General features: G+C 40.1%; 27 protein-coding genes and 1 riboswitch. Of the genes, 5 read left to right on the forward strand and 22 right to left on the reverse strand.

From position 1 onward, the window contains the following. Positions 1-23: 23 nt before the first annotated feature. The 5 genes from D9842_RS18745 to D9842_RS26045 form a co-directional block, all read right to left on the reverse strand. Entirely contained in the window at positions 24-1,322 is a 1,299-nt protein-coding gene (locus D9842_RS18745) for an ABC transporter substrate-binding protein (protein ID WP_121663828.1), read from the reverse strand. A gap of 109 nt (positions 1,323-1,431) precedes the next feature. Next, entirely contained in the window at positions 1,432-2,898 is a 1,467-nt protein-coding gene (locus D9842_RS18750) for a response regulator (protein WP_162987503.1), read from the reverse strand. A gap of 143 nt (positions 2,899-3,041) precedes the next feature. Next, positions 3,042-4,466, reverse strand: a complete 1,425-nt coding sequence (locus tag D9842_RS18755; RefSeq protein WP_121663830.1) for a sensor histidine kinase — start codon at positions 4,464-4,466, stop codon at positions 3,042-3,044. Then, on the reverse strand, positions 4,463-5,467 hold the full coding sequence (locus tag D9842_RS18760; RefSeq protein ID WP_121663831.1) for a sugar-binding protein: 1,005 nt from the start codon (positions 5,465-5,467) through the stop codon (positions 4,463-4,465). The genes D9842_RS18755 and D9842_RS18760 overlap by 4 nt, the downstream gene beginning before the upstream one ends. 445 nt (positions 5,468-5,912) lie before the next feature. Next, on the reverse strand, positions 5,913-6,056 hold the full coding sequence (locus tag D9842_RS26045; protein WP_162987504.1) for a YwzD family small protein: 144 nt from the start codon (positions 6,054-6,056) through the stop codon (positions 5,913-5,915). 288 nt (positions 6,057-6,344) lie between these two features. Here D9842_RS26045 and D9842_RS18765 point away from each other — a divergent pair, with 288 nt between their 5' ends. Both D9842_RS18765 and D9842_RS18770 read left to right on the forward strand, forming a co-directional pair. Next, positions 6,345-7,976 (forward strand): SWIM zinc finger family protein, encoded by a 1,632-nt coding sequence (locus D9842_RS18765; protein WP_162987505.1) that lies wholly within the window; start codon positions 6,345-6,347, stop codon positions 7,974-7,976. Next, positions 7,969-10,728, forward strand: a complete 2,760-nt coding sequence (locus tag D9842_RS18770) for a DEAD/DEAH box helicase (protein WP_121663833.1) — start codon at positions 7,969-7,971, stop codon at positions 10,726-10,728. Before D9842_RS18765 ends, D9842_RS18770 begins: the two co-directional genes overlap by 8 nt. Before the next feature lie 148 nt (positions 10,729-10,876). Here the strand turns inward: D9842_RS18770 and D9842_RS18775 are convergent, their stop codons facing one another. From D9842_RS18775 to D9842_RS18790, 4 genes are all read right to left on the reverse strand, one after another. Then, complete coding sequence (locus D9842_RS18775; protein WP_121663834.1) at positions 10,877-11,260, reverse strand: coiled-coil domain-containing protein; 384 nt, start codon at positions 11,258-11,260, stop codon at positions 10,877-10,879. A gap of 72 nt (positions 11,261-11,332) precedes the next feature. Further along, positions 11,333-12,202 carry a DUF6612 family protein gene (locus D9842_RS18780; RefSeq protein ID WP_121663835.1) on the reverse strand — a complete coding sequence of 290 codons (870 nt, stop codon included), beginning with the start codon at positions 12,200-12,202 and terminating at the stop codon, positions 11,333-11,335. 275 nt (positions 12,203-12,477) lie between these two features. Further along, positions 12,478-12,825 carry a single-stranded DNA-binding protein gene (locus tag D9842_RS18785; RefSeq protein ID WP_121663836.1) on the reverse strand — a complete coding sequence of 116 codons (348 nt, stop codon included), beginning with the start codon at positions 12,823-12,825 and terminating at the stop codon, positions 12,478-12,480. A 184-nt stretch (positions 12,826-13,009) separates the two neighbouring features. Then, positions 13,010-13,417 carry a hypothetical protein gene (locus D9842_RS18790; RefSeq protein ID WP_121663837.1) on the reverse strand — a complete coding sequence of 136 codons (408 nt, stop codon included), beginning with the start codon at positions 13,415-13,417 and terminating at the stop codon, positions 13,010-13,012. A 307-nt stretch (positions 13,418-13,724) separates the two neighbouring features. Between D9842_RS18790 and D9842_RS18795 the strand changes: the two genes are divergently transcribed. Both D9842_RS18795 and D9842_RS18800 read left to right on the forward strand, forming a co-directional pair. Next, complete coding sequence (locus D9842_RS18795) at positions 13,725-14,111, forward strand: helix-turn-helix domain-containing protein (protein ID WP_162987506.1); 387 nt, start codon at positions 13,725-13,727, stop codon at positions 14,109-14,111. A 76-nt stretch (positions 14,112-14,187) separates the two neighbouring features. Continuing rightward, positions 14,188-14,511, forward strand: a complete 324-nt coding sequence (locus D9842_RS18800; protein WP_121663839.1) for a YwpF family protein — start codon at positions 14,188-14,190, stop codon at positions 14,509-14,511. A 209-nt stretch (positions 14,512-14,720) separates the two neighbouring features. Here the strand turns inward: D9842_RS18800 and cotJC are convergent, their stop codons facing one another. From cotJC to D9842_RS18840, 8 genes are all read right to left on the reverse strand, one after another. Beyond that, positions 14,721-15,290, reverse strand: a complete 570-nt coding sequence (gene cotJC, locus D9842_RS18805) for a spore coat protein CotJC (RefSeq protein WP_121663840.1) — start codon at positions 15,288-15,290, stop codon at positions 14,721-14,723. A 494-nt stretch (positions 15,291-15,784) separates the two neighbouring features. Then, entirely contained in the window at positions 15,785-16,051 is a 267-nt protein-coding gene (locus D9842_RS18810) for a spore coat protein CotJB (protein ID WP_121663841.1), read from the reverse strand. After that, complete coding sequence (locus D9842_RS18815) at positions 16,048-16,296, reverse strand: spore coat associated protein CotJA (protein ID WP_121665131.1); 249 nt, start codon at positions 16,294-16,296, stop codon at positions 16,048-16,050. The genes D9842_RS18810 and D9842_RS18815 overlap by 4 nt, the downstream gene beginning before the upstream one ends. A gap of 166 nt (positions 16,297-16,462) precedes the next feature. After that, positions 16,463-16,789 (reverse strand): hypothetical protein, encoded by a 327-nt coding sequence (locus tag D9842_RS18820; RefSeq protein ID WP_121663842.1) that lies wholly within the window; start codon positions 16,787-16,789, stop codon positions 16,463-16,465. A gap of 202 nt (positions 16,790-16,991) precedes the next feature. After that, positions 16,992-17,432 carry a 3-hydroxyacyl-ACP dehydratase FabZ gene (fabZ, locus tag D9842_RS18825; protein WP_121663843.1) on the reverse strand — a complete coding sequence of 147 codons (441 nt, stop codon included), beginning with the start codon at positions 17,430-17,432 and terminating at the stop codon, positions 16,992-16,994. 93 nt (positions 17,433-17,525) lie between these two features. Further along, positions 17,526-17,810, reverse strand: a complete 285-nt coding sequence (locus tag D9842_RS18830) for a DNA-directed RNA polymerase subunit beta (protein WP_180320399.1) — start codon at positions 17,808-17,810, stop codon at positions 17,526-17,528. 12 nt (positions 17,811-17,822) lie between these two features. Continuing rightward, positions 17,823-18,662, reverse strand: a complete 840-nt coding sequence (locus D9842_RS18835) for a flagellar hook-basal body protein (RefSeq protein WP_121663844.1) — start codon at positions 18,660-18,662, stop codon at positions 17,823-17,825. Positions 18,663-18,678: 16 nt separating this feature from the next. Then, on the reverse strand, positions 18,679-19,512 hold the full coding sequence (locus tag D9842_RS18840) for a flagellar hook-basal body protein (RefSeq protein WP_121663845.1): 834 nt from the start codon (positions 19,510-19,512) through the stop codon (positions 18,679-18,681). Positions 19,513-19,714: 202 nt separating this feature from the next. Further along, a riboswitch (cyclic di-GMP riboswitch) is annotated at positions 19,715-19,804 on the forward strand. Positions 19,805-19,845: 41 nt separating this feature from the next. Between D9842_RS18840 and D9842_RS18845 the strand changes: the two genes are divergently transcribed. Continuing rightward, on the forward strand, positions 19,846-20,736 hold the full coding sequence (locus tag D9842_RS18845) for an amidase (RefSeq protein ID WP_162987507.1): 891 nt from the start codon (positions 19,846-19,848) through the stop codon (positions 20,734-20,736). A gap of 237 nt (positions 20,737-20,973) precedes the next feature. Here D9842_RS18845 and D9842_RS18850 read toward each other — a convergent pair whose 3' ends face one another. From D9842_RS18850 to D9842_RS18865, 5 genes are all read right to left on the reverse strand, one after another. Further along, on the reverse strand, positions 20,974-21,198 hold the full coding sequence (locus tag D9842_RS18850) for a hypothetical protein (protein ID WP_121663847.1): 225 nt from the start codon (positions 21,196-21,198) through the stop codon (positions 20,974-20,976). 205 nt (positions 21,199-21,403) lie between these two features. Beyond that, a complete protein-coding gene (locus tag D9842_RS26050) occupies positions 21,404-21,559 on the reverse strand; it encodes a hypothetical protein (RefSeq protein ID WP_162987508.1) in 156 nt (51 codons plus the stop codon). Positions 21,560-21,753: 194 nt separating this feature from the next. Further along, the gene (locus D9842_RS18855; RefSeq protein WP_121663848.1) at positions 21,754-22,755 is read right to left on the reverse strand and encodes a rod shape-determining protein; all 1,002 of its coding nucleotides are present in this window, start codon (positions 22,753-22,755) and stop codon (positions 21,754-21,756) included. Positions 22,756-22,911: 156 nt separating this feature from the next. Beyond that, positions 22,912-23,187, reverse strand: a complete 276-nt coding sequence (gene spoIIID, locus D9842_RS18860; protein ID WP_026563140.1) for a sporulation transcriptional regulator SpoIIID — start codon at positions 23,185-23,187, stop codon at positions 22,912-22,914. A gap of 766 nt (positions 23,188-23,953) precedes the next feature. Further along, complete coding sequence (locus tag D9842_RS18865) at positions 23,954-25,603, reverse strand: sodium:solute symporter family protein (RefSeq protein ID WP_121663849.1); 1,650 nt, start codon at positions 25,601-25,603, stop codon at positions 23,954-23,956. Positions 25,604-25,684 lie beyond the last annotated feature (81 nt).

Raw genomic sequence — 25,684 nt, forward strand, 5'->3', positions numbered from 1 at the left:
GACTGTGCTCATCCCCTTGGTGATTACTTAAGCTCTGCTTGAGCAGCTACTAAGGAATCTGTGAATTGACCTACATCTTGTTGTGTAACGAAGATGTTCACATTTTGGTTTACTTTTGTTAAGAAGCCTTCAGCAGCAGCTGAACCGTGCGCTAAGCTTGGTGCTAGACTAGCCGTTTTGAAGTCTTCGATTGTGTCTTTTCCGTATTGGTCATATTTTTCAACGTCTGAATCAACACGTGCCGGAATCGATCCTTTTAGTGGGTTGAATGCATCTTGACCTTCAACTGATGCTAATACGCTTAAGAATTGTTTTACACCTTCTGGATTTTCAACACCTGTTGGTAAACCGAATGTATCTGTAATAACCATGAATTGACCGTCAGTACCTGGAGTAGCTACATAGCCAAAGTCTTCGTTAACAGCTAGGTTTAAGTCATTTACAAGATACCCTTTTGCCCAGTCACCCATCACATTCATCGCTGCTTCGCCGTTTGCAACTAATTGTGTTGCATCTTGCCAGTTACGAGATGCGTGGTCTTCGTTGATGTAAGTAAGCATTTTTTTGAATGTTTCTGCTGCTTCTACTACTTTTGGATCGTCAAATGATAATTCGCCAGTCCAAAGCTTGCCGTAGTCTTCAGCACCTAATGTACCTAAAAGAACTGTTTCATAAAGATGTGTTGCAGTCCAAGGCTCTTTGTCTCCAAGAGCTAATGGTGTGATGCCTTTTGCTTTTAATGCATCTGCTACTTCAAAAAACTCATCAAATGTTGTTGGTGCTTCTAAGCCATTTTCTTCAAATACCTTTTTGTTGAACCATAGAACGTTACCGCGGTGAATGTTCACTGGTACAGAGTAGATGTTGCCATCTTTACTTACCATGTCAATTAAGTCTTGTGGAAATTTATCGTTTAAGCCTTCTGCTTCAAAAAAATCGTTAAGTGGTTCCATTTTCCCTGCTGCTACCCAGCCTTCGTTAAGCTCGGCACCACCGTGAACCTGGAATGTTGCCGGAGGATCGTCACCTTGCATACGGCTCGCAAGTACAGCCTTCGCGTTTGTTCCTGCTCCACCAGCTACTGCTGCGTTTTCAATTGGAATATCTGGATGCTTTTCCTCAAATAATGCAATAAGAGCCTTTAATCCATCTTCTTCACCAGCACCAGTCCACCAGCTGAAAATATCTAATGGAGCTGCTTTATCGCCGCCGCCCTCACTGCTGCTGCCTTCTGATGCTTCTTCTGTGCTTGAGCCTGAGCTACAAGCTGAAACAATCAATGTAAAGACTAAAAATAGTGATAATAGGAAAGTCTTTTTCATCTTACATCCCCCTTGTATATATGTTTGTAATCGCTTACGAGTTTTATTATAAAGGGAAATGGAAGCGTTTTTATTAGTTAATTTCTTCACTATTTTATTTATTTCTGCATTATTTTGTGGTCGACCTGAACTGTTTAGGTGATAAATTTGTCACCTTTTTAAAGACTCGGCTGTAATAATTTGGATCTTTGTACCCAACTTCATAGGCGATTTCTTTTAAACTTAGGTTCGTTTGGAGGAGAAGCTCCTGAGATTTTTCAATTCGATAGTCGGTCACATAGTCGATGAATGTTGTCTTTGTTTGTTCTTTGAACATTTTGGTAAAGTACGTTGGTGTTAGCTCAACGTATGCCGCAACATCTTCAAGGCTGAATGATTCTTTGTAATGGTCGTGAATATAGGCCTTTGCTTTAGAAATAGCATCGTTGCCCTCACCTTGGAGAATGATTTTTTCTCCAAATTGGCGGAGGAGATGGATAAAATCATCTTTTGTATTTGCTTGAAGAATGGGAAGATCGCGAAGGTTTATACCTTCCGCTTCAATTGCTTGCTTGATTTTGATTGCCCATTCTCGAATGTGTTGCGTGACTTTTTCATTTTGGTCAAATTGTTTCGTTAAATGGTCATAGTATAGATGGAAGTAATCGGTTGCTTGGTCGACTCTTCCGGCTGTGATTTCGTTTTGTATGGATTTTTCTAGTTTTTTAGCCGTGCTATCTTCTTTTTCGTTAAGTAACGGAAATCCATAGGATACACTTGTTTCCTTTGTTAGCTGGGTGGAAGCTAGCAAGGCCTGTTGGTATGAGATTGATAGCTTGTCTAAATCGGCAAAAGGTGATCCGATACCGATGTTTGTATCGGATGGAAGCTCATGGCTTAGAGCTCGAGCTAGGTTAAGCGCGTCTGCTTTTAGGTGATGCGCTGATTTTTTTTCTGAAAGGAAAAGGACAGTTTGCTTGTCTCCTTGTGCTTTTGTTATATGTGGTAGATCGGTTTTGTGTTTAAGTGTGTTTGATAGTGTTGTCATATCACAGCCTGTGATGACTTGGAAGAAGCCCATTTGTGCGTTTGGATAGAGACTTCGGTACATTTGCTCGGTGTCGGCTGTGATTTCGTTTTGTGTGATCGCAGTGATGAGCTGTTGCTTGACCAGCTTTTCTGTTTCGTTTAGTTGTTGCTTTGTTTGTTCTTCTATTTGTCTGGCTTCTTTGATTTCTTTTTCAACTCTGAGTAAGGATTCGAGTGTTTCTTGTTTGTTGCTCGGTTTGAGGATATATTCCTTAACTCCCTGCTTCATTGCTTCTTTTGCATACTCAAAGGAATTATATGCTGACACCATAATGAACTTCGTTTGCGGCAGCTCGGCGAGAATTTGTCTGATCGCTTCGAGACCGTCGATGCCGGGCATGTGGATGTCCATGAACATGATGTCCGGCTTGTGAAGCCTTGCTTGTTCGATTGCGATCCGACCATTTGCCGCTTCGCCGACAACCTCCATATGTGTGAGGCTCTCGGTAATAAACTTTTTCATCGCTTTGCGTTCAATCAATTCGTCGTCTACTATGATGATTTTCATGGGTTTGCCTCCTTTTTTGGCATTTTTGTGTGGGGGAGGTGTGTTCGACAAATTGTGGGGCGTGCCTGTCACTCCTCGAGTTTTTGCCGACAAAATTCGGGTGGTGACAGGCACCAGTTCCTTCAGGCACCAGTTTCTGCACCTCATCCCCGCGGCAGTCTCATCCGAATTGTCGTCCCTCTGTTGATCTCTGAATCTATTTCTAAAATATCTTGTTGCTTGTAGACTAGCTCGAGTCTTTTGATGACGTTTTGGAGGCCGATTCCGGTGGAGTGGCCACTGTGTTGTTCATGGAGGTCGATTTGGTCGCGGGAGAAGATGCGTTTCTTAGTTTCTTCGTCCATGCCTTTGCCGTTGTCCTCCACTTCGACGATGACTTGGTCATCTTCACAATAAATGTTCAAGCTGATCATTCCGCCCTCTTCCAGCTTTTCGACTCCGTGTATGAAGGAGTTTTCGACTAATGGCTGGAGGGTGAGGGCTGGGATTTTGGTGTCAAGACAGCCTTCATCGATGTTTGTTTTAAATGTAATGCGTTCGGCAAATCTTGTTTTTTGGATATAGAAATACTCTCTTACCACGTTCACTTCTTCTTTTAATGTGACTGATTTATTAATATCACCAAGGCTTGATCGCAACAATGTTGAAACGGATTGAATGAGCCTTGATGTAACGTTGGCATCTTCTAAATACGCCATTCTTGAGATTGTATTTAATGTATTAAACAGAAAGTGTGGGTTAATCTGATTTTGTAAGTGCTTGAGTTCCAGTTCTTTGAGGAGCTGATCAAGCTCGGATTTTTCCTTTATTTCTTCTATTAATTGTTTAATATTTTCTCGCATGTGTTCGAACGAGTCACTTAATACCTTTACTTCATCATTTGTTTTCACCTTAATTGGCGGACCTTCGAAGTTTCCTTCTGATACTTCTTTTGCCGCTTTAGATAATCTTCGCAATGGATGAGTCAGACCTCTTGAGAACAAGACTGCGGTTAATAACGCTAACAGTAGGGTTGAGCTGAAAAGATTAATCGTGAACCATTTAAAAGCATGCTGCCGCTCTTCCATTTCTTGATAAAACATTTGGTATTCAGCTAGCTCAAAATTGATTAGCTGTAGAGTGGATTCCAAAATATAAGAAGATATATTCCGAACTTCCTTCGCATGTGTTGTGTATTGATCTAAATTATCGTACTGAACAGCTGCAATGGTGATGTCACTTTCAAATAGAAGATTTCGAACCATTCTTTGGTATTTATCAAGCTCTTCTCTATTAATTCCGGTAATTGCATCTTCTTGGAGCTTTTCATTATTTTCTTTGAGGCGCTTCTTTAGATCTCTATACTCCTCTAAATACACATTGTCTTTTTCCACAACATAAGCATTAATTTTTTCATAAACCTGCGATGATTGCTGAGAGATTTCATTAAATAGTAGAAACCTCTCAAAGCTAGCATGGTACTCTGAGACCATTTGTGAACTGCTGAAATAAATAGAATATGAAACAACATTAAATAGTAGTACAAAAGCTAAAAAATAAACTAATAATTTGTTGCGAATGCTTGTCATGGCTTACTTCCTCCATTCATAGAGGATGGTGAGATTGGCAGGTCTTCTTTATAAATTACCTTTGTATCTGTATGCTGAAGTGGATCCATTTTTTCACCCTTGTTTAGTTGAATCATTTTTTCAACTGCTTCATAGCCCATTTGATAAGGAAATTGAACGACAGTTGCTTCAATTGTTCCTTCTTCAATATAATCAAGGGTTTCTTGCAAAATATCAAAGCCGATAATGTACAGATCCTCTTCTGCCTTCACCCTTTTCACAACCTTGGCAATGCCGATTCCATCGAGCGCACTTGTGCCGTAAAATGCTGTTGTTTTAGGATGCTGCTGCAAAATGCGGTGGGCAGCCTCCTGCGCGCCAATTTCCGTGATGTTGGACTCCTCTATAGCAACGATCTCAATTCGCTTTTCTGTTGCAACGGCATCCTTAAAGCCTTGAACGCGTAGCTTTTGATGAGGTGCTTCAAGGCGACCTGTAACGATTGCGACCTTTTGCTCACCCTTTGTATCGTTGAGCAGCGCTTTACCTGCAAGAAAACCAGAATAGTAGTTATCTGTGCCCACATACACAGCCCGGCCGCTTTCAGGTGCATCTGTATCGATTGTTACAACAGGGATTAGTTTTTCTCTCGACTTTGTGACAAGCTTATCAAACTCCGGCTCAGCCACCCCCTGCGTGATCACTCCATCAACTAGGCCTGCGATGGCCATATCAATCGTTTTTAAATACTCATCATTATTTGCCTGCTTTGGTCCTAAATACTCAAGGTACACATTGTGGAATTTGGCGGCATCTCTTGCGCCTTGTTCGACGAGACGCCAGTAATCATTATCGAGCTCCTCCGGAATCAGGACAAAATGATAGTCGTAAGTTTGTTCGGCATTAGGCTTAGCTTCTTCGTTAAAGTGAAATGTTTCTTTTCCATAATATAATGTAAGAAAACCAGTTAGTAAGAATACGAGAAAAGTAATGATGTATAGAAAACGTCGGAAGTATAACATGTTGTGACCACCTTTTAATGGTAAGCGTTTTCTCTTATTTTAGTTGATGTGGGGGGAGATTGGTAGGGGAGATTACGGGAGAGGGTTGAGTAATTTGGATTCTTGGAAATGTTTTTTGGTGATATTCTGATGGATTGTGTGGAATAATTCATGTATTTCATGGAAGTATGAGGTTTTGTTGCAATTTTTATTGCCGAGTTATTACTTTTTATCGGAAAATCCAGCTGCTAACGAGAATATTTCCGGTTTATCCTCGCTAATAATGCATTTATCCGCGATTCTGGAGAGTTTATCTGCGATTTTGAGAATTTATCTGCGATTATTCTAGTTTTATCCACGATTATCGGGATTTATCTGCGATTAGACAAATTTCAACAAAATCCAAGAAGTGACAGGCACCACTTCCAAATACAAAAACGAGCACCCCCAAAGGTGCTCGTTCTTTTTATGATGCATATACTTTTCTTATTTGAGAAATTAAGTCTTCTATCATTTCATTAGTTGTAATATCTACTTTTGCTTCGCCTTTGTCGTAGGCGCTTAATAGAATTTGTAACAGCTCTTCTTGTTTCAGCTGATTATCCTTCATTTTGTATAAGTTTCCTTTCTTTTTTTACAAATTCAGACAATACCAAGTCATTATACTTTGATTCTGTGGTGCTGACAAGATGTAATTTTTTTGGTTTGCCCGGAACAAATAAAAATTTCGAAAGCTGCTTATCTTTTATGTCCCCGCTTCTTTCTTGTACTAAACCTTTTTGATCGATTCAATATGCGTTATAATAGAAGAATTAGGTTTATTTCAATCATTTATCTGTTTAATGTAGTGCAGCTGTGCTTGGGCGCAGTTCTGCTTTAAATGAAAGGAGTCCTCTCTATGCTTGGTCGGGAACTTAGTAAAGAATTTGTACTTGGTGCCGGTGAACAGATTAAACAGTTGCTTTCTCCTCAGGATGAGCATGATCGTAATGTCGTGAAAAAAGGACTCATTTTATATCGTCAAGGTAGTATTTATAATGTGAGCACAACAAGTCACACTGTTTCTGCAAAAGTCCAGGATGTCACGAGTGTTCAGGTTGAGCTTGATTTGGATGATTTTGTGATGAGCACGTGTACGTGTCCGGCTCCTTCAATTTGTCGGCACCGTATAGCAGCCTTTCTATATGTATATGCAAGTGTTGACCGAGTCGGTACATTCGTTGATCTTTGGAAAGAAGAAAAACCGATCGATGACGTGTTAAAGCATGTACAAAAAGCAAGCTCACTTTTAAAGCCTGAAAAGGAGTATGAAGATTCCTCCCTTGCAAGCTGGATTGCGTTTTTTGATCGTGAGTTTGAGAGCTGGTATGAACAGGTTTCTTCTCCTAATCAGCTTTTCCAAAGTCTTTTTCATCATTATTATTCGGCCCTGAAAAAGAAGGCGCCTAAGTCTCCTGAGATGAAACAGTTTTTTATCGTTCAGGCATCTGTGACGGTTTTTATAAAAATCTTGCAGCTTATTAATGAGACGAAGCCAACGGACTATATGTTACAACATATTATTTATCCTTATATTGATCAGCTTTCCGATAATGTGGCAATCGCAATTTCTGAGATGAAGCGCTATGCCTTGCCGTTTGCCCTTGATCCGCTATTAGTGGACAGTGTTGAGCGCTTCCGTGAGCTATTGTTCACGAGCAAGCACTATCAATATGAACGTTCGAATTTGTATCAGCTGCTATGGATTGAGCTATTGCGTCGCGATAAGTTTATAAATATTGAGCGAGAATGGCTTGAGGAGCATCTTGAAGATGAAAAGAATAAAGAGCCTTCGTATGCGGTGGAAATGGAAACAGCACTCATGCATATGGATTTTCTTCAATCACGTGATGAACACATTTTTGAAACGATGAAAAAGCTCACACCAGCTGCACTGCCGTTTACCTTTCATTGGGTTGAGGACATCATGAAAAAGAAAAACTGGAAGCGCATGTCTGCCTGGATGTCTTATATGATGGACAATTCAACCGAATACATAAACAGTGATCTTCCTTTTGAAGAAAAACGACAAGTTGTCCGCTATATGATGCAGCTTATTAAGCAATACTCAAAAGCTACGAATGATGAAAAGCTGTTTGAACGTGCATGTCGTAACATGCTTCCGTTGAGCTATGCGGAATATCATGATTTTCTTTTAGATAAAGAGCAGTATCGCACGTGGATTGAACTGCAGACGTTGTTAGGCTTTTCAATAGAAGAAATGGATACTTATGTGTTAAAAGATATTGAAAAAAGTGAGCCGGGTGTCCTTTTGCCTCTTTATGTTAAAACGGTTAAGCATGAAATCAGTATGAAGACCCGTGAAAATTATAAAATGGCTGTGCGCTATTTAAAGAGAATGAAAGCTCAGTACAAAAAGCTGAAGCGCGAGGAAGTATGGGAAAATTATATTCTGCAGCTATCAGATGAACATAAACGACTACGTGCATTTCAGGAAGAATTGAAGAAAGGGAAGCTGATCCATGATTAATACTGTCAATATTGTCTTGCATGCAGAGCAAATCGAAAACAATTCTTTTTATGTTTACTGTACGTCTGCGATAGACGCGCGTCCGCTTACAGTTGAAGAGTTTTCCCGCTATCTTTTCACCTGGCATGAGTCTTCTTTTTTTGGAACAAAATTAGAGGACATTAGCTATATCGGCTTGCCCGCTGTTCAGCTCTCAGCGTGGATGATGGTTGAGTTACTCGGGAAAGAAACGTACAACTCACTCGCGACGATTTCCTTGTCAGAAGATGCAGAGCGCCTTGTCCATGTGGCCCATACGATTTATGACAAGATTGCAAATGGTGAGTACGTGCCTGATTTTGAAGGCTGGAAGCAAGGTGTGACACGCTTCAAGGATGCTGGAAATGAACTTGAAGGCTTTGCATTAGATTGGTTTTCTGCAGCCATAACTGATTTGATCGAAAATGACCTGATTCTTCAGGATGCATGGGCAGATATTGTGAACACCTATCCGGTTTTAACAACGTTTCAAGGACATTTTATTGATGAAACAGATTTTCTTGAAAAAATCGGGTGGCATCACGATGATACCCCGTTTTCAGTTGGTCTTCGCCTGAATGAACCAGAAACAGATACTGATGATTGGCAGCTTGAGATTCTTTTGCGGAGTAAAACGGATGAAAACGACTTGGTTCATTATCAAGGCGAATTGCCGAGAAAATGGAAGCCTTACTTAAGCAAAATAGAACGAGAGCAGGAGCGCTTTTCAGAGGTTGTTCCATGGTTGAGCTTTCAAACTGGAACAACCTATGTGACCGAAGATGAAGCATGGTTATTTTTAACCGATGCGAGTGAGACGCTGATCAACATGGGCGTGGAGATTTTACTTCCATCATGGTGGCAGGTTGTGAAGGATTCACAGCTTATGCTCAAGGCGAAGGTGTCATCATCACCTCGTGGGCAGTCGTTTGTTGGCATGAACTCACTGATTGATTTTAACTGGCGCTTTTCTACGAATGGCGTGGAGATGAGTGAAGAGGAATTTCTGCAGCTCGTTTCACAGCAACGCCGTCTTGTGAACTTTAGAGGACAGTGGATTAAGCTTGATCCTGCCTTCATTAAACAAGTTCAGGCAATATTGAAAAAAGCCGATCGAGATGGCTTGCATTTGTCTGATATTCTTCATCAGGAGCTGAACGCAAAAGATCTTGATGAAGATCATGATGATGTCGTTGATGCGCGTGCGTTTGCTAATATTCAAATTGAATTGAATCAGCAGATGAGAGGCTTGCTTCGGAAGCTAACTGATACGGAGGAGCTGCCGTCACATGCGATACCTGAGGAGTTTCAAGGAACACTTCGTCCTTATCAGCAAAATGGTGTGGATTGGCTGTTATTTTTACGTAGTGTTGGCTTTGGTGCTTGTCTTGCAGATGATATGGGTCTTGGAAAAACGATTCAGATGATTGCTTATTTTTCTTATGTAAAAGCCACGGAAAAGCCTGAGCATCCTGCGCTCATCATTGCGCCAACCTCAGTGCTTGGTAACTGGCAGAAGGAATTTGAAAAGTTTGCTCCACATTTGAATGTGAAGCTTCATTACGGCCCGAACCGTCCTAAGGAAGAGCAGTTTGCTCCTTCTCTAGAGAATTATGATGTGATTATTACTTCATACGGACTTTCTCATGCAGATTATGAGGAAGTTTCAGCTGTTAAATGGAGTACGATTTGCTTAGATGAGGCGCAAAATATTAAAAATGCCCATACAAAGCAATCGCGGGCAATCCGTAAGCTGCGCGGGCAGCATCATATTGCCTTAACAGGAACACCGATGGAAAACCGCTTAACAGAGCTTTGGTCGATTTATGATTTCTTAAATCACGGCTACTTAGGTAGCTTGCATAGCTTTCATAAACGCTATGTTCTGCCGATTGAAAAAGATCGTGATGTGGAACAAATTGAACAGCTGCAACGCTATATTAAGCCATTTTTATTAAGACGTACAAAACGAGATGAACAGGTTGCCTTGAATCTACCTGAGAAGCAGGAGCAGAAGGAATATATTCCGCTTTCTATTGAGCAGGCCTCGTTGTATGAGCAGCTTGTGAAGGATACGTTTGAGCAGGTGAATTCCTTGGCTGGTATGCAGCGTAAGGCATTAATTTTAAAAATGCTAGGGAAATTGAAACAAATCTGTAATCACCCTGCCCTGTATTTGAAGGAACAACAGCCAAAGCAGTTAGTTTCTCGTTCACATAAGATTGAAAAGCTTTTAGAGCTGACCACCCTGATTCGTGAGCAGCAGGAAAGCTGTTTGATTTTCACGCAATATATCGGCATGGGTGACATGATGAAAAAGCTGCTGGAAAAGGAATTTGGTGAAAAGGTGTTGTTTTTGAACGGAAGTGTGATGAAATCAGAGCGTGACCGAATGGTTGAATCGTTCCAAAACAAGGAATTTCCGATTTTAATTCTTTCATTGAAGGCCGGTGGAACGGGACTGAATTTAACTGCAGCCAACCATGTGATCCACTATGATCGCTGGTGGAATCCTGCCGTTGAAAATCAGGCAACAGACCGCGCCTACCGAATTGGTCAGGACCGCTTTGTTCATGTTCATAAACTCATTACGACCGGAACGATCGAAGAAAAAATTGATGAGATGCTAGAGAAAAAGCAATCTTTAAATGATGAAATTATTCAGAGTGAAAATTGGATTACGGAGCTTTCTTCTGATGAACTTGAGGAGCTCTTTACGTTATCGATGAGCTAGGAAGGGGTTTTTCTGATGGCGACAAAGCAAAAAAGCAAGAAGAAAAATGAAGAAAAAAAGGCCCCACAGTGGCAAAAGCTTGTAACATTAATTGAAAAGAAGGTTTCGAAGTAGAGCGACAGTTTTTTAGCTGTCGTTTTTTTTGTTTTTATAGTTCGAGCTGCTTTTCAATGTAGTTTAGCTTTGTGTCGTGGATGCCTGTTTTTGAACTTAAGTAGTCAACGTCCGTTTTTACACGGTTCAGGTCTGAGGAGTGTATTTTAAATGCATCTCGATGCTGTTCTAATTCCTCTTCGACTTTTTCGAAGTGACTTCTTGATTCTGTTGCAAGGTTATTAAGGTTCTCTTCTAATGCCGATTGCCTGCGTTCTAATCGAACTAAACCAGTTTTCACATCTTTCATTTCATTTGTCAGGTTGTTTAACTTTCCGTCAACCTCATTAAATCTTTTATCAATTTGTTCGAATCTTTGATTTATCTCTTCAAACTTCTTATCAATATGATTCATAAACGATCTTAATAGCTCTTCCATCATTTTCACCTCCTCTTATTTATTATATCATCTAATTTATAAAGGCTGATTGCTGAGCAACCAGCCTTTATTTTACATATCCATTTCAACCGCGTTATCAATAACCTCTTGAGGTACTTTCACTTCTTCAATTGTATTAAAATCGCTGTATTTCCCTTTCATGTTTTGCTTCATTTTAAGTGTCTCGCCTTCAGCGGTAATTTCCATATCCATTATTGTATTTAAGCTAGTTGGGTAGTATGTTTCTTTATCAATAAGTATTTCATACGTTACTTTATTGATTTTCATGTTATTAAACATGTCTTCACCTGCAGATAATTCTTCTGGAAATGTTTCTTTAACTGTTTCTTTTATGAATTCTGTAAATTTATCACCAGAAGCATTTAATTTGAGAATATAATTTTGTTCATCTTGTTCAAAAGAGAAATCATCAACAAATTGCTGAAGTTTTTTGATTTCTTCTGCTGGGTTTGTTTGTTGATTCGATAACTGCATAAGCTGATCAGACATTTCCTTCGGGAATTTCATCCACTGGTTTGCAGCTGGATCTAATATATAAATTCCATCGGCAGAAAAATATGTTTCAGTCGATAATGCATTGTCTGCTCCAACATCATTCATTTTCATATCCATCTTTTGATATAAAGTCATTGGCTCTGTCACGACCTTCATATCAATTGCCGACTCCATATTAATGGCTTCTGTTTGTCCTGGGACAGTCATTTCTTGCTTCATATCCATTTGAACAGCAAAGCTCTTCATTTCTTCCGAAGCTTCCATTGAATTTGTCATAACCTGTTCGAGGGTTAGCTCTGATATATTTTCTTTTTTATTTTCTTCTTCTGTCTTTGAACTTTCATTTACTGTTGTAGCAGTCTGATTACATGCTGCAAGTATAAACACTAGCATGGCTGAAAACAGTACTGATAACGTTTTTTTCAATTGGCACACTCCTTCTTCCCTTTTGTATGTAATACGTGTGAGTTTCCAGTAAGTTTCATATTTTACCAGAAATTCCAAATCAAGTGTAATGATACTCGATATAAAAAAGGAATTCACGCTACAATATAACTAGTTTTCTATAAAGGTAGAAACTCCTAGAAATTTCACAGCTCGATATGTAAAAAATCGGCTGATCACCTCACAGCAATCAGCCTTCAAAATGTGGAATTAAGGGGATACCATTGATTCTTTCTCATGAAGAGAACGAGGGAAATTTAAGATTCTTGCTCAACTAGTTCACGTGGCTTGCTACTCATAAAGCGAACAGAGTCAGCAACAACTTCTGTAACATACACACGGGTTTTTTCAGCATTTTCATAGCTGCGTGTTTGGAGGCGACCTGTGACTCCTACGATTGAACCTTTGCGGCAGTAGTTAGCCGTATTCTCAGCAGTTCGTCTCCATACCGTACAATTTACAAAATCTGTTTCAATTTCTCCAGCTGCATTTCGGAAACTTCGGCTAACCGCAAGTGTAATGTTTGCAACTGGTGCTCCATCTGCTGTGTACCGAATTTCGGGATCTTTTGTTAATCTTCCAACCAAAATGATTTGATTGATCACTTCATTCCTCCTTTCCTCTTTTGTACAAGCTTATTGTATTCGATTGTTCAGGATTGGAAAAATGAGTAAATTTGTTTTTTTGAAATGGTATTGTGCTATGAAACTGATTTTTTCTAATAAGGAAATACCTTTTTTAAATAGGTTTTTTCCTAATACAACAAAATTCAACAATTTTCTAGTTTTTTTAATAAAGTTGGTCTGTTAATCGTTGTAGGGAATTCGTTACATATGAAAAATGATTTTCGCCAGTGAAGCTTACACTTTGAAGAATGTGTTGAAAGGATTGAGATTGAATAATTTCTTCGTGAAGAGGTGCGTCAATATAGTGTTTTTCATCCTCATTCCAGATAAAATACTGAATGGATAAGTTACTCTTTTCTAATTGAAAAATGATGCGTAGAATGCTATTCAGATTCTGCTCTAAATAACGAATATCAACTGTAGCGTGAACAGGCACTCGAAAATGATGATAATTCGTTGTACCTACTTCTTGATCTCCTACTCTAAGAATAACTAAATTTCCATCGGTACTTTCTCCAACCCTTTGTGAATCTTTTTCTAAATAAATTGATTTCAGCCTAAATTCGACCATTTCATGACCTCTCTTCAATTATTATCACTGTAAGTATATTCCAATTTATCTCATTTCAAAATTTAACTATTTTTCATTTTTCGCTAAATTTGACGAAATATCGGGAAAAAGATAGATTCTTCTCTTTCTTTCGTTGTATTTTACGTATTCTCTTAAATTAGGTCGAATTATCTATTTTTGTACAGTATTAGAACATCACTCAATTTGTTCTGTATTAGAACATATCTTGTCCCTATTCTCCTTTACGATAACAGTAAACTTGGAGAAGGGAAATGTTGGTTACATGAGAGAATTAGAGAAATTCCAAATGAATCTAAGATTTTATCGTGAACAAAATGGTTGGTCACAGGAGCAATTAGCCGAAAAAATCAGCGTATCCCGACCAGTTATTACCCGCCTTGAAACAGGTGAGCAAGCCCCTGATCTATCTTATTTAATATCGCTTAGCAATGCTTTTCAAGTGAGCATTGATCATCTGCTTGGACGCGATGAGCAGACAAATGAATACCTTTATGAAATGTATGGAAAATATCAAGCTGAAGGCTCCGTTTCTCAGTTGATTGATTATTTAATAAAAAATCCTAAATTCACGCAAAGCCTGCAAGAACTTTTATTAGTGAAAACGAAAGATCGAAAAGAAATTGAAGCCATCATTATGACCATCATTGAACGAGTTTCAAATGTATCGAAATAGACCGTCCATCGGCTCATTCTGTTGTTTGTGATCTCTATGGTATACTAAAAGAAAACGAGCTAGCGAGGATGATATCATGAAAACGTTCAAGCTTGTCGGTCTACAGATTGAGGATACAGCAGTAACTGAAAACGGCGTAATTCCTTTGAAAGATGGTCTTGTAATTAACAAAGAAGATGGCGAAAACTCGTGGTTAATTGAAGCTTTAATTTCAAAAGAATGGTTACCTCTTTTTAATGAGCACATGGAGCAACCAGATACACAACTGAAGGTGCTTGTTACAATCTCCAAAACAACCAATACACCTGCGCAAATATCTGCCAGTGTAAAGAACATCACAGAATTGGATGAATCTATTTCTGTTTTGTTGGATGGACGGTTGCTGGCGAGGTCGGTTTAGGGCGAGATGGCAGTCGGGGTGGGGTCCGGAGCGAGGTGCTTGGTGCCTGCGGGGTTGCATGGTGCCTGTCACTTCCCGAAGTTTGTCGAATGGCTGCACATGGTTGTGCGGCTTTTTGTGTTTTTTGAAAGTGTATTTTACAGCAAATAATGATATCTTTCTTCATCGCAAAAAGCCCAGAACCGCACCTGGTTCTGGGCTCAATTTTCTTAAAATATCTTCTTCCGGTCTCTTTCTTCTTTTAAAATTTCAACCGCTTCTCTAAAACGTTGCGAGTGGACAATTTCGCGTTCACGTAGGAAGGCTAAACTGTCATTTAAATCAGGGTCATCGGACATATTAATGATCCACTGATATGTAGCACGTGCTTTTTCTTCTGCGGCGATGTCTTCGTAAAGGTCAGCAATTGGATCGCCTTTTGCTTGGATGTATTCAGTTGTGAATGGGTTGCCTGCAGCATTGTGATAGAAAAGCGCTGAGTCATGGTTCACATAGTGTGGAGCAAGGCCCGCTGCTTTTAGCTGCTCAGGTGTGGCATCTTTTGTAAGCTTGTAAATCATTGTTGCGATCATTTCAAGGTGGGCAAATTCCTCTGTGCCGATATCGTTTAATAAGCCCACAACTTTGTCAGGAATCGTGTACCGTTGATTTAAGTAGCGAAGTGCAGCCGCGAGTTCCCCATCGGCCCCGCCGTATTGTTCAATCAGATATTTCGCAAGTGTCGGGTTACATGTACTTACTTTTACAGGGTATTGAAGTTTTTTTTCATAAACCCACATGTTGTGATTCTCCTCTCCTGTTTATGTCGATTTTTGTCTAATCGTAGATAAATCTTCAGAATCGAAGATAAAATGCTAGTAATCGTAGATAAATCTCTAAAAATCGAAGATAAACTGCCGATAATCGAAGATAAACCTCTTTATATAATTGAAAATGCTGCGAAATTGTTGATTTATCCTCTAATTTAATAGCAAATACCTGCTATCTTGCCGATATAACCCCTAATTTAATAGCAAATACCCGCTATTTTACCGATAATCCCCCAATTTAATAGCAAATCCCTACTATCTTGCTGATATATCCACAAATTTAACAGCAAATACCCGCTATCTCTCCGATATATCCCCTAATTAACAGCAAATACCCGCTATCTCTCCGATATATCCCCTAATTTACTGCAACTCTGCTAAATTACAGTTGAGCCACCTCTATATTTAGATAAATCCCGGTCAGTTAATCCACTCTCCCAAAAAACTAGCGAGGACCTTCCCCACTACACCTGCCAAGGCCATGGAGCAGTTCCCCAACTCCAATTTGCATCAGCAAAGCTGCCACCGTATTGTGTGAGCATGCCGAATTTGGCTTCAAACGTCTGTCTTAATTGCTTGGAAAAGGCAGCGTATTGGTTAAATTGTTGGAGGGCTTGCATGTCATTTGGATGTGTATCTAAGTATAGTGTTAGCTCAACAAGTACAAAGTCTACAGCTTGAAGCTCTTCTAGGAGCTTGTAATATTCATCTGGTAATTGCTTGTGACTCATGGCTTAGGACCTCCTTTTGCCTCATATGGATTTACGTAATCATCATATAATGCAGGCCAAAGTGTTCCCTTTTTCAGTGCAACTCTAGGTGGAAACTGTTGTAGGGTTGGTGGTTGAAAACCCATATATAAATGCGGTGGTGTTGAATAATATTTCACACCAATCGGACGACAAGGATCAAATCGACTATGGAACGGATGATAGGTTTTCATATACGTTAGATGCTGTTGGTATGGAGCATTCATGTCTTTCATCTCTAACACACCTCTTTTTTCCTATGGAACCATCATTCCATATTAATCTAAGAAACTCTGTTCATTTCATCCTATTCGGAGGAAGATACTAAATATGATTAATATTTCTAATTTAAAACATAAAAAAGGCCAACATCTTGTGTTAGCCTTTTACATCTTATTTATTCTCGTCTTCCTTGTTGTTACCTTCTTGAGTACCTTCGTTGTTGCCTTCGTCCATCATATCGTTAGCTTCGTCAGTACCTTCTTCTAACATGTTTTCGCCTTCGTTAGCGCCTTCTTCCATCATGTCGCCGCCCTCATCAAGGCCTTCTTCTACGTTTTCACCTGCATCTTCAAGTGGTTGTTCTGTATCCATTTCACCGTTTTCTTCTGTTGGATTATTTTCTGGTGGTGCTGGATCTTCGTCATCTGCAGTACAACCTGTTACGATCATTGCTGCTAATAATGAACCTGATAAAGTTAGTAGCCATTTTTTTCTCATCATGATTGCTCCTTTCTATTTTGACCTTTTAGCTTTTGAATCCGGTCTTTGATTATGTTTCCCATCTCGTTTATTTTCATTCTGACTTTTCATAAAAATTGATCGGCCGATATGCTTTATATAGACAAGTTTGTTGCGAATAAAACCTTTCTCATGCAAAAAGAGCCAAACGACCTATCTGGTCATTTGACTCTTAGACTTCTTACTCTTCTGATTTTTTCTCACCTAAAGCAAACATGATTTCTGTCTCACATGCTACTTCGCCATCAACTGTTGCGATTGCCTTGCCTTTTCCAAGTGAACCACGTAAACGTGTAATCTCCACTTCTAGCCTGAGCTGATCACCTGGTACAACTTGCTTTTTAAAACGGCAATTATCAATCCCAGCAAAAAAGGCTAGTCTACCGCGGTTTTCTTCCTTTTTTAAGATAGCTACAGCGCCAACTTGTGCAAGTGCTTCTACGATTAATACGCCGGGCATGACTGGGTAATCTGGGAAATGGCCGTTAAAAAACTCTTCGTTCGCTGATACGTTTTTGATTCCTACTGCACGTGTTCCTTCTTCAACCTCGAGCACGCGGTCCACAAGTAAAAATGGGTAACGGTGTGGAATGATATTCTTGATTTCATTACTATCTAGCATATGTATAAGCTCCTTTTTATGAAAATCGTCACTATGTATATGTACGACAAAAGGAAGGCTTTCACCTTCCTTTTAACCAGTATATCCCGACCTTTATTCTTTTTCAACCAAGTCAATGATGTGCTGCCAAGTCGATTTTTCGAGGGCATCCTTTGGCTCGCCACTACCAATGACTCCGTAGCCGACGATAAGTCCAGCGATTGTGCTTACAACCATAAGAATTAAAACAAGCAGGACCCTTGCCCAAATAGGGAGCAAACGCACTCGAACACTCACCTTTTGGCGGCTTTCCTCATGATTCTCTTGTTCTTTTTTAGACTTTTTGGCCTTTTTCACTTCTTCTCGACTGATCGGTTTCGTCGTTTCTTTAGCTACCAATAGACTAAACTCCTATCTTACGCCGTTTATTAATCCCAGCATTTGGTCACCAAGTGTAACCGATTTTGCATTCATCTGATAAGAACGCTGTGAGATTAATAAATCGGTCATTTCCTTGGATAAGTCAACATTGGACATTTCAAGTGCCCCTTGCTCCATCGCTACATCGCCGCGCAGCTCACCTTCTAGAAACGTTAACACTTCATTTAACGGAATGCCGCCTAAATCTTTTAATCCATAACGATTGTTTCCGTTTTGGATTAACATTTGCGGGCGATCCACTTGGACAACACCGAGTTGAAATTCTTGTGGTGCTTCTGTTTGGTCATTTTGAACGGTAGAAATCGTTCCATCATTAGAAATAACGATTTTTTGAAAATCATCATTAAAACGAATTGGATTTTGATTTTCATCAAGAACCGGACTCCCATCAGAAGTTGTTAGCAATAATTGATTTGTTCCATCATTTGTTGGTGATAAGTATAATGCACCATCTCTTGTATAATTAATCTCCCCGTTAACGTCAATTTGTAAAAATTGATTAGGAAGAGTAAAGGCAATATCAAGCTCTCTGCTTGTTTGCTTCATGTTTCCTTGTGTAAAAACAAGGCTGCTGTTAAGCATAGCTCCCGTTCCCTGTCTGATTCCTAATTCCCTGCCGAAACGTTGCTCTGCAATTTCCTCCGCTCCGTTTGGCTGGTTATTAAATTGTTGACGTACAAGCTCAGAGAAAGAAGTTTCTGTTCTTTTATAGCTTTGTGTATCAATATTCGCCATATTGTGGCCGATTTGATCAAGCTGCTTTTGAAGCTGACTCATCGTATTCGTCGCTGTTATCATTGAGCGTAGCATTTACTAGTACCCCCTATTATATGCGGCCGATTTCGTTCGCGGCCTTGTCCATACTCTTATCATAAGCTTGCAATACCTTTTGATTCGCTTCAAACGAACGGTAAGCTGTCATCATATCTGTGTACGTACGTCCAACATCTACTGTTGAAGTTTCTAAGTAATTTTGTCTTAGATTATATTGAATGTTTTCGTTGTTTACGGCTGTTGGCAGTTCTTCATTATTAAATGTGCGATATAAACCATTACCTTCTTTTACAAGGTTACGAACATCCGCTTCAAAACGAACATCAATTTGCGCTACGAACTCTCCATCCGCAATCACTTCTCCATCAGGCGTTACCTGGAATTCACTAGACTGAATGGAGATTGGCTGCCCAGTTGTAGATAAAACCGGATTCCCACCAGAAAGAAGGATCCCGTTATTATCCCGTGTGAAATGTCCATTACGAGTATAGCGCTCTTCTCCTGCTTGATTTTGAACCGCAAAAAACAAAGCACCTTTTACATTTGTTTCTGCATTTAAGGGAATAATCTCTTCTAAAAGAGCTACATCCGAGTACAAGCCAGTCTCTTTAAGACCACCTTGTGAAAAAGTACTTTGTAGTTCTTGGACATAAGCACCTGTGTTAATCGAACCAATTGGTGTGACTTGACCAAATCTTGAACCATTTGTTGTTGGTACTGATTTATTTTCCAATCTATTTAAAAGCATTTCGGGAAATGCGCGGACACTTGCTTGATCCGCTTTATAACCCGCTGTATTGGCATTAGCCATATTATTTGAAAGCATTTCAGTACGTCTTTGCTGTGCAAGCATTCCTGCTGTTGCTGTATATAAACCTCTTAACATCTGTACACCCACCTTAGTCACATAGTTGTTACCGTACAAATGAATTCTTTTCGACAGAATTCCCTATCATTTATTATAAAGGACATTGGCTGTTTTCTCATTACATTTTTTCAGAAATTACCTGTTATATTTTAGGGAAATAATAATGATAGGAAACCACTCCTATATCTTTTTACCGGACAAGCCCTTATACTGAAGAAAAATCTGAAAAAGGCAAACTTGTTGAAAAGCAAGGACGCAAAGCTATGGGCCTACCCAATGTATAACATTGCACGGCTGCCAAGCTGCCAGGCTCCTTTTTTGGGCCATGGGGCTTATGAAAAGGAGAGGCAAATGATGAAAATGAAGGTTGTACTTCTGACATTACTATTTTTATTAGGATCTCAACTAGGAGGTCTAGCTTTGAATCATAAAGCACAAGCTGAGGGTGCTCCAGATTATTCAACATGGCTCTGGGATACGAGTAAAATTGTGTATGACCGTGAAGCTACATTGCAGTTTTTAGAAGCAAAGCAAGTATCACATGTGTTTTTGCAGATTGACCGTAGTATTGATGTTGCCTACTATCACACTTTTATTAGTGAAGCTGCAAAGCTAGGTATGGATGTTTACGCGTTAGATGGAGCACCAAATTGGGGTGCTAACAATAAAGCCTTTTTGAACTTTTTAAATTGGGTTGGTAATTACCAGAACGGGGCAGCTGCTGGTGAGAAGTTCGCCGGAATTCACCTTGATATTGAGCCATACTTAACAGAGCAATGGACAACAAACTATAGTGCTGCTGTTCTGAAATACCAAGGAGCCATTTTAGCTGCAGCTAATACCGCATCAACATTAGATATCAGCCTCGCTGTTGACATTCCGTTTTGGTTTGATGAAATGAACTTCCGTAACAAGCACGGAAAAGGAAACCTAGCCGAATGGGCGTTGAAAAATACAGATGAAGTGACCATTATGGCCTACCGCGACAAAGCCGTTGGTCCGAATGGCATTATTGAATTAGTGAAATATGAGATGGATCTGGCTGTGTTGCTTAATAAAGATGTAACGATCGCAGTTGAAACGATGAATCTTGGTAGCAGTGACGGATTTTTAACGTTTTTTGAAGAAGGTCAGGCCGAAATGAATAATCAGCTAGGACTTGTTTTAGATCAATATCAGGATTATTCAAGTTTTGGTGGGTTTGCTGTGCATCATGTTGGTAGTTGGATGGAGTTGGAGTAGGGATTGGGATTTGGGCGTGGATTCACTTAGGTGGGTTCATGCTTTTTTTGTGGGGTTTTATGGGATGGGGGTGTAGGAATCATGTGGCGATGAAGACCAGTTTGCTTAATTTGGATCTGTGAGTGGGTCTTCATGGCGTGAATGAAGACCATTTCTTCTCTTGTTTTACTCTGGGGTGGTCTTCATTATCAGGATGAAGAACATCTTCCTCTTCTTTTACTCTTGGATTGGTCTTCATTAACGGGATGATAACCATCTTTCTCTTCTTTTGCTCTTGGGATTGTCTTCATTAGCTACATGATGACTATTTTCCTCTTGTTTTGGTCTTGGGATGGTCTTCATTTCTGCATGATCACCATCTTCCTCTTCTTTTGCTCTTGGGATGGTCTTCATTTCTGCATGATCACCATCTTTCTCTTCTTTTGCTCTTGGGATGGTCTTCATTGCCGGGATGATAACCATCTTCCTCTTCTTTTACTCTTGGGATGGTCTTCATTACCGGATGATGACCATCTTTCTCTTCTTTCGCTCTTGGATTGGTCCTCATACCTTAATGAACGACACTACTCTCTTCCACCGCTCCTGTTTTGTCGTTCATAACCCCGATGAACGACACTACTCTCTTCCACCGCTCCTGTTTTGTCGTTCATCACCCCAATGAACGACACTACTCTCTTCCACCGCTCCTGTTTTGTCGTTCATACCCACGATGAACGACACTACCATCTTCCACCGCTCCTGTTTTGTCGTTCATAACCCCAATGAACGACACTACTCTCTCCACCGCTCCTGTTTTGTCGTTCATAACCCCGATGAACGACACTACTCTCTTCCACCGCTCCTGTTTTGTCGTTCATACCCACGATGAACGACACTACCATCTTCCACCGCTCCTGTTTTGTCGTTCATCCCAATATAAATATTTCCACCTAACCTACCCCAGCAAAAAAGTCTCATAGAACTAACAATATAAACAAGACAAAAAAAGAGCCTGTACACACAGGCTCAAAAGTTTACTTATCCAAATTTTTTGCGTGGAAGTTTGTCCATGTTGTCAAGCATAATTCCTGTTCCGATTGCAACACAATCCATTGGTGATTCTGCTACTAATACTGGGACTTTTAATTCTTCTGCTAGTAGCTGATCAAGGCCGTTTAGAAGGGCTCCGCCACCTGTTAAGATCACGCCGCGGTCGATAATGTCGGCTGATAGTTCTGGAGGAGTGCGTTCTAAGACACTCTTAGCAGCTTGTACAATCGCAGCAACTGGTTCACGAAGTGCTGATTCTACTTCGGTTGAATTTACTGTAATTGTGCGAGGTAAACCTGTCACCATATCACGTCCACGAATGTTAATTTCTTCATAACGTGCGCCTGGGAATACCGTTGCAACATTGATTTTAATTTCTTCAGCTGTACGTTCACCGATTAGAAGCTTGTACTCTCTTTTAATATATTGCAGGATTTCATTATCAAACTTGTCCCCTGCCATTTTAATAGAAGAGGCGGTGACAATATCGCCCATTGATAACACAGCGACATCAGTAGTACCACCGCCAATATCTACAACCATGTTTCCATAAGGTTGGAAGATGTCCATACCGGCGCCAATTGCCGCTACTTTTGGTTCTTCCTCTAGGAATACATTTTTTCCACCGCTTTTTTCAGCAGCTTCTTTAATGGCTTTCTGCTCAACAGATGTTATATTCGTTGGGCAGCAAATTAACATGCGTGGTTTTGAAAATAATCCTTTTACATTTAACTTATTAATAAAATGCTTTAACATTGCTTCTGTTACTTCAAAATCTGCGATGACGCCATCTTTTAATGGGCGAATGGCAACAATATTCCCAGGAGTACGTCCTACCATACGTCTTGCTTCTTCACCAACGGCAAGAACCTTTCCGGAATTCTTGTCTAACGCAACAACGGAAGGTTCATTCAGAACAATTCCTTTACCCTTAACATGAATCAGTACATTTGCCGTACCAAGATCTATACCAATATCCCTCGCGAACATTCTATCTATATCCTCCTTGCAAATCTCATTCCCGTAATTAGTTTAACCTAATTAAATATTGTATCATAAAATCGCAAAAATAGTATGATTTTGTAAAATAATTTCAAGTATTTATGTAGGAATATGTCGATTTTGAAAGATGTAGATAGAATGTGCTTATTTCACTGGTTCTTCTTCTAAAATCTCGTCCTTCTTGTACTTAAGCTTTGTTGCTTCTCCACCACGCAAATGTCTAATTGATTTATGGTAATCAAGTATCTCCTTTACCTCATTCGCAAGATCAGGATTAATTTCAGGTAACCTTTCCGTTAAATCCTTATGGACGGTACTTTTGGAAACTCCAAACTCCTTCGCGATGACGCGAACTGTTTTCTTTGTCTCCACGATATACTTCCCAATCTTGATTGTGCGTTCTTTGATGTAATCGTGCACACCACTCTACCTCCCTAATATGGATGTGAGAAGTGTGAAATGAGACTCGCATACAAAAGTCACTTTGGCTGAATTTCTTCTTAGATGATCGTATGATGCCTCTATTACAGCGATTATAAATTACACTCACGATCCCTCACCTCAAACACTCTCTTTGAATAGGTTTGTAAACATTTTATTAGCTTGGATTAAGATATATGCAAGAAAACTCAAGTGGGACAAGGGATTCTTTGAATTTTTTTCAAAAACACCCGTTTAGGACAGGAAATCTGAGGGTTTGGGGATTGTTTTTTTGTGCTGATTTTTTTTCCGGGGCGAAAGGAAATAGTAGCTGGGTGGATTATTTCCCGAGAAATTTGTCGATGTTTGAGAGTACTAGTGAGGTTTAAGAAAACACACTCTAATAATGTATTAGGGAAGTCGGGAGATTATTTCTATATATGGGAGATTTTTTTGATTTATGATTGTTAGATTGGTAGTGAGGTGCGGTGTGATTTTGAAATCTTCTAGAGGTGCTGGTACCCTTTCTCTTTGTGAATATACTATATATCTTATTTTAATGTACAACCGCTCTACAGCTCTTGTGGTGCTTAGCAGAGCAATTGCCAGCTAGGGAGTCCTTCACCTACCTGTGGAACACACACAGTGTGAAACAAGAAATTTCGGGGAGTGACAGGCACCAAAAAAACCCGAACCAACTCCTGATTCGGGCGTGTGAAACAAAATGTGAAACAAGAAAACTCGGGAAGTGACAGGCACCTAAAACCTAGTCCATCCAGACCTCCCCATCTTTATACGTCATCTGTTCAGGGTAGCGCAGGTTGAGTACTTCTTCTTGTGTTTTGATGGATGGTGCTTTTGTTGAGAGTGAGACGATTATGTTTGTTAAGATGGCTGCTGTGGCGCCGAAGATTCCTGCACCGGTGTCGATGATGCCTGCGATGGTGAAGCCGCCGTATTTGCTGGCAAAGATGTAGATGAGTGTGACGGCAAGACCGACGACCATTCCAGAGATGACACCTGGTGTGTTAGAGCGTTTCCACCATACTCCAATTAAGAGAGCTGGGAAGAAGGTTCCTGATGCGAGAGCGAAGGCCCAAGCAACGATTTGTGTGATTGCTCCCGGTGGGTTTAGCGCAATAAGACCAGCGAATAATGTTGCAATAACAATGGACCAACGTGCTACTGCTAGACGATTCTTTTCTGATGCGTTTGGTTTCATAACTCGATAGTAAATGTCGTGTGCAAATGAAGATGAGATCGCAATCATTAGTCCACCAGCTGTTGAAAGGGCAGCTGCCATGGCACCGGCTGCAACTAAGCCGATAACGAACATACCTAGGTTGGCAATTTCAGGTGTTGCCATAACGACGATATCATTGGAAATGATCAGTTCGTTCCATTGAAGAACGCCATCTCCATTGCCATCTGCAAGCTGGAGCTTTCCTGTGTTGACCCATGATGTTGTCCATGCCGGTAATTCAGATAGCTTTTGTCCTGCAACTTGTGTCATTAAAATAAAGCGAGAAAATGCTGCATATGCCGGAGCAGATAAATATAAAAGTCCGATAAACAATATTGCCCATGCTCCTGACCATCTTGCCGCTTTCATTGTTGAAACGGTATAGAAACGAACAATAACGTGTGGAAGACCAGCTGTTCCTGCCATTAAGGTGAACATAAGGGCTAAGAACTGCCACTTCGTCCCGTTTGTAAATGGAGCAAAATATTCTGAGATTCCTAGCTGACGATCCAGCTCACCCATTTCCTCTACAATTTTCCCGTAGGATAACCATGGTGCTGGGTTGCCTGTGATTTGTAAAGACATGAAAATAACCGGGATCAAGTAAGCAATAATTAAGATAATATATTGCGCAACCTGAGTCCAAGTGATTCCTTTCATCCCCCCAAAGGCAGCATAAAAAGCAATAAGAACAACTCCAATCATCGTTCCTATTTTTGCATCGATTTCAAAAAGTCGCCCGATCACGACCCCTGAACCGGAAAGCTGACCGATTGAGTACGTGAAGCTGATGATGATCGTACAAATGGCCGCAATAACACGTGCGGTGTGGGAATTGTATCGGTCACCAATGAACTCTGGTACCGTGTATCGACCGTATTTTCTTAGCTGTGGTGCTAGTAAGAATGTTAGAAGTAAATATCCTCCTGTCCACCCCATAATATATGCCAATCCGTCATAACCAAGTAACATAATTGTACCGGCTAGCCCGATAAAGGATGCAGCACTCATCCAGTCGGCACCGATGGCCATTCCGTTAAAAATCGGTGGGACTCCGCGGCCCGCTACATAGAAATCAGATGTTTCCTTGGCTGTGTTGTAAACAGCAATTCCGATATATAAAGCAAATGTTAATAGAATGATTGTGAGAGATACTAAAAATTGAGCGTCCAACCTATTTCCCCCTTTGCGAATGAGCATTCCCCTTGCTGCTCATTTCCCAGTGCATAATTTATATGATCCCCTTTAATAAAT

Source organism: Metabacillus litoralis, assembly GCF_003667825.1.
GTDB classification, from domain to species: Bacteria; Bacillota; Bacilli; order Bacillales; family Bacillaceae; genus Metabacillus; species Metabacillus litoralis_B.

Excerpts from the sequence above, each read along its gene's own strand:
- D9842_RS18745 (WP_121663828.1), bottom strand. The coding sequence starts at position 1,322 with ATGAAAAAGACTTTCCTATTATCACTATTTTTAGTCTTTACATTGATT.
- D9842_RS18750 (WP_162987503.1), bottom strand. The coding sequence starts at position 2,898 with ATGAAAATCATCATAGTAGACGACGAATTGATTGAACGCAAAGCGATG.
- D9842_RS18755 (WP_121663830.1), bottom strand. The coding sequence starts at position 4,466 with ATGACAAGCATTCGCAACAAATTATTAGTTTATTTTTTAGCTTTTGTA.
- D9842_RS18760 (WP_121663831.1), bottom strand. The coding sequence starts at position 5,467 with ATGTTATACTTCCGACGTTTTCTATACATCATTACTTTTCTCGTATTC.
- D9842_RS26045 (WP_162987504.1), bottom strand. The coding sequence starts at position 6,056 with ATGAAGGATAATCAGCTGAAACAAGAAGAGCTGTTACAAATTCTATTA.
- D9842_RS18765 (WP_162987505.1), top strand. The coding sequence starts at position 6,345 with ATGCTTGGTCGGGAACTTAGTAAAGAATTTGTACTTGGTGCCGGTGAA.
- D9842_RS18770 (WP_121663833.1), top strand. The coding sequence starts at position 7,969 with ATGATTAATACTGTCAATATTGTCTTGCATGCAGAGCAAATCGAAAAC.
- D9842_RS18775 (WP_121663834.1), bottom strand. The coding sequence starts at position 11,260 with ATGGAAGAGCTATTAAGATCGTTTATGAATCATATTGATAAGAAGTTT.
- D9842_RS18790 (WP_121663837.1), bottom strand. The coding sequence starts at position 13,417 with ATGGTCGAATTTAGGCTGAAATCAATTTATTTAGAAAAAGATTCACAA.
- D9842_RS18795 (WP_162987506.1), top strand. The coding sequence starts at position 13,725 with ATGAATCTAAGATTTTATCGTGAACAAAATGGTTGGTCACAGGAGCAA.
- D9842_RS18800 (WP_121663839.1), top strand. The coding sequence starts at position 14,188 with ATGAAAACGTTCAAGCTTGTCGGTCTACAGATTGAGGATACAGCAGTA.
- cotJC (WP_121663840.1), bottom strand. The coding sequence starts at position 15,290 with ATGTGGGTTTATGAAAAAAAACTTCAATACCCTGTAAAAGTAAGTACA.
- D9842_RS18810 (WP_121663841.1), bottom strand. The coding sequence starts at position 16,051 with ATGAGTCACAAGCAATTACCAGATGAATATTACAAGCTCCTAGAAGAG.
- D9842_RS18815 (WP_121665131.1), bottom strand. The coding sequence starts at position 16,296 with ATGAATGCTCCATACCAACAGCATCTAACGTATATGAAAACCTATCAT.
- D9842_RS18820 (WP_121663842.1), bottom strand. The coding sequence starts at position 16,789 with ATGAGAAAAAAATGGCTACTAACTTTATCAGGTTCATTATTAGCAGCA.
- fabZ (WP_121663843.1), bottom strand. The coding sequence starts at position 17,432 with ATGCTAGATAGTAATGAAATCAAGAATATCATTCCACACCGTTACCCA.
- D9842_RS18835 (WP_121663844.1), bottom strand. The coding sequence starts at position 18,662 with ATGCTACGCTCAATGATAACAGCGACGAATACGATGAGTCAGCTTCAA.
- D9842_RS18840 (WP_121663845.1), bottom strand. The coding sequence starts at position 19,512 with ATGTTAAGAGGTTTATATACAGCAACAGCAGGAATGCTTGCACAGCAA.
- D9842_RS18845 (WP_162987507.1), top strand. The coding sequence starts at position 19,846 with ATGATGAAAATGAAGGTTGTACTTCTGACATTACTATTTTTATTAGGA.
- D9842_RS18850 (WP_121663847.1), bottom strand. The coding sequence starts at position 21,198 with ATGGTTATCATCCCGGCAATGAAGACCATCCCAAGAGCAAAAGAAGAG.
- D9842_RS18855 (WP_121663848.1), bottom strand. The coding sequence starts at position 22,755 with ATGTTCGCGAGGGATATTGGTATAGATCTTGGTACGGCAAATGTACTG.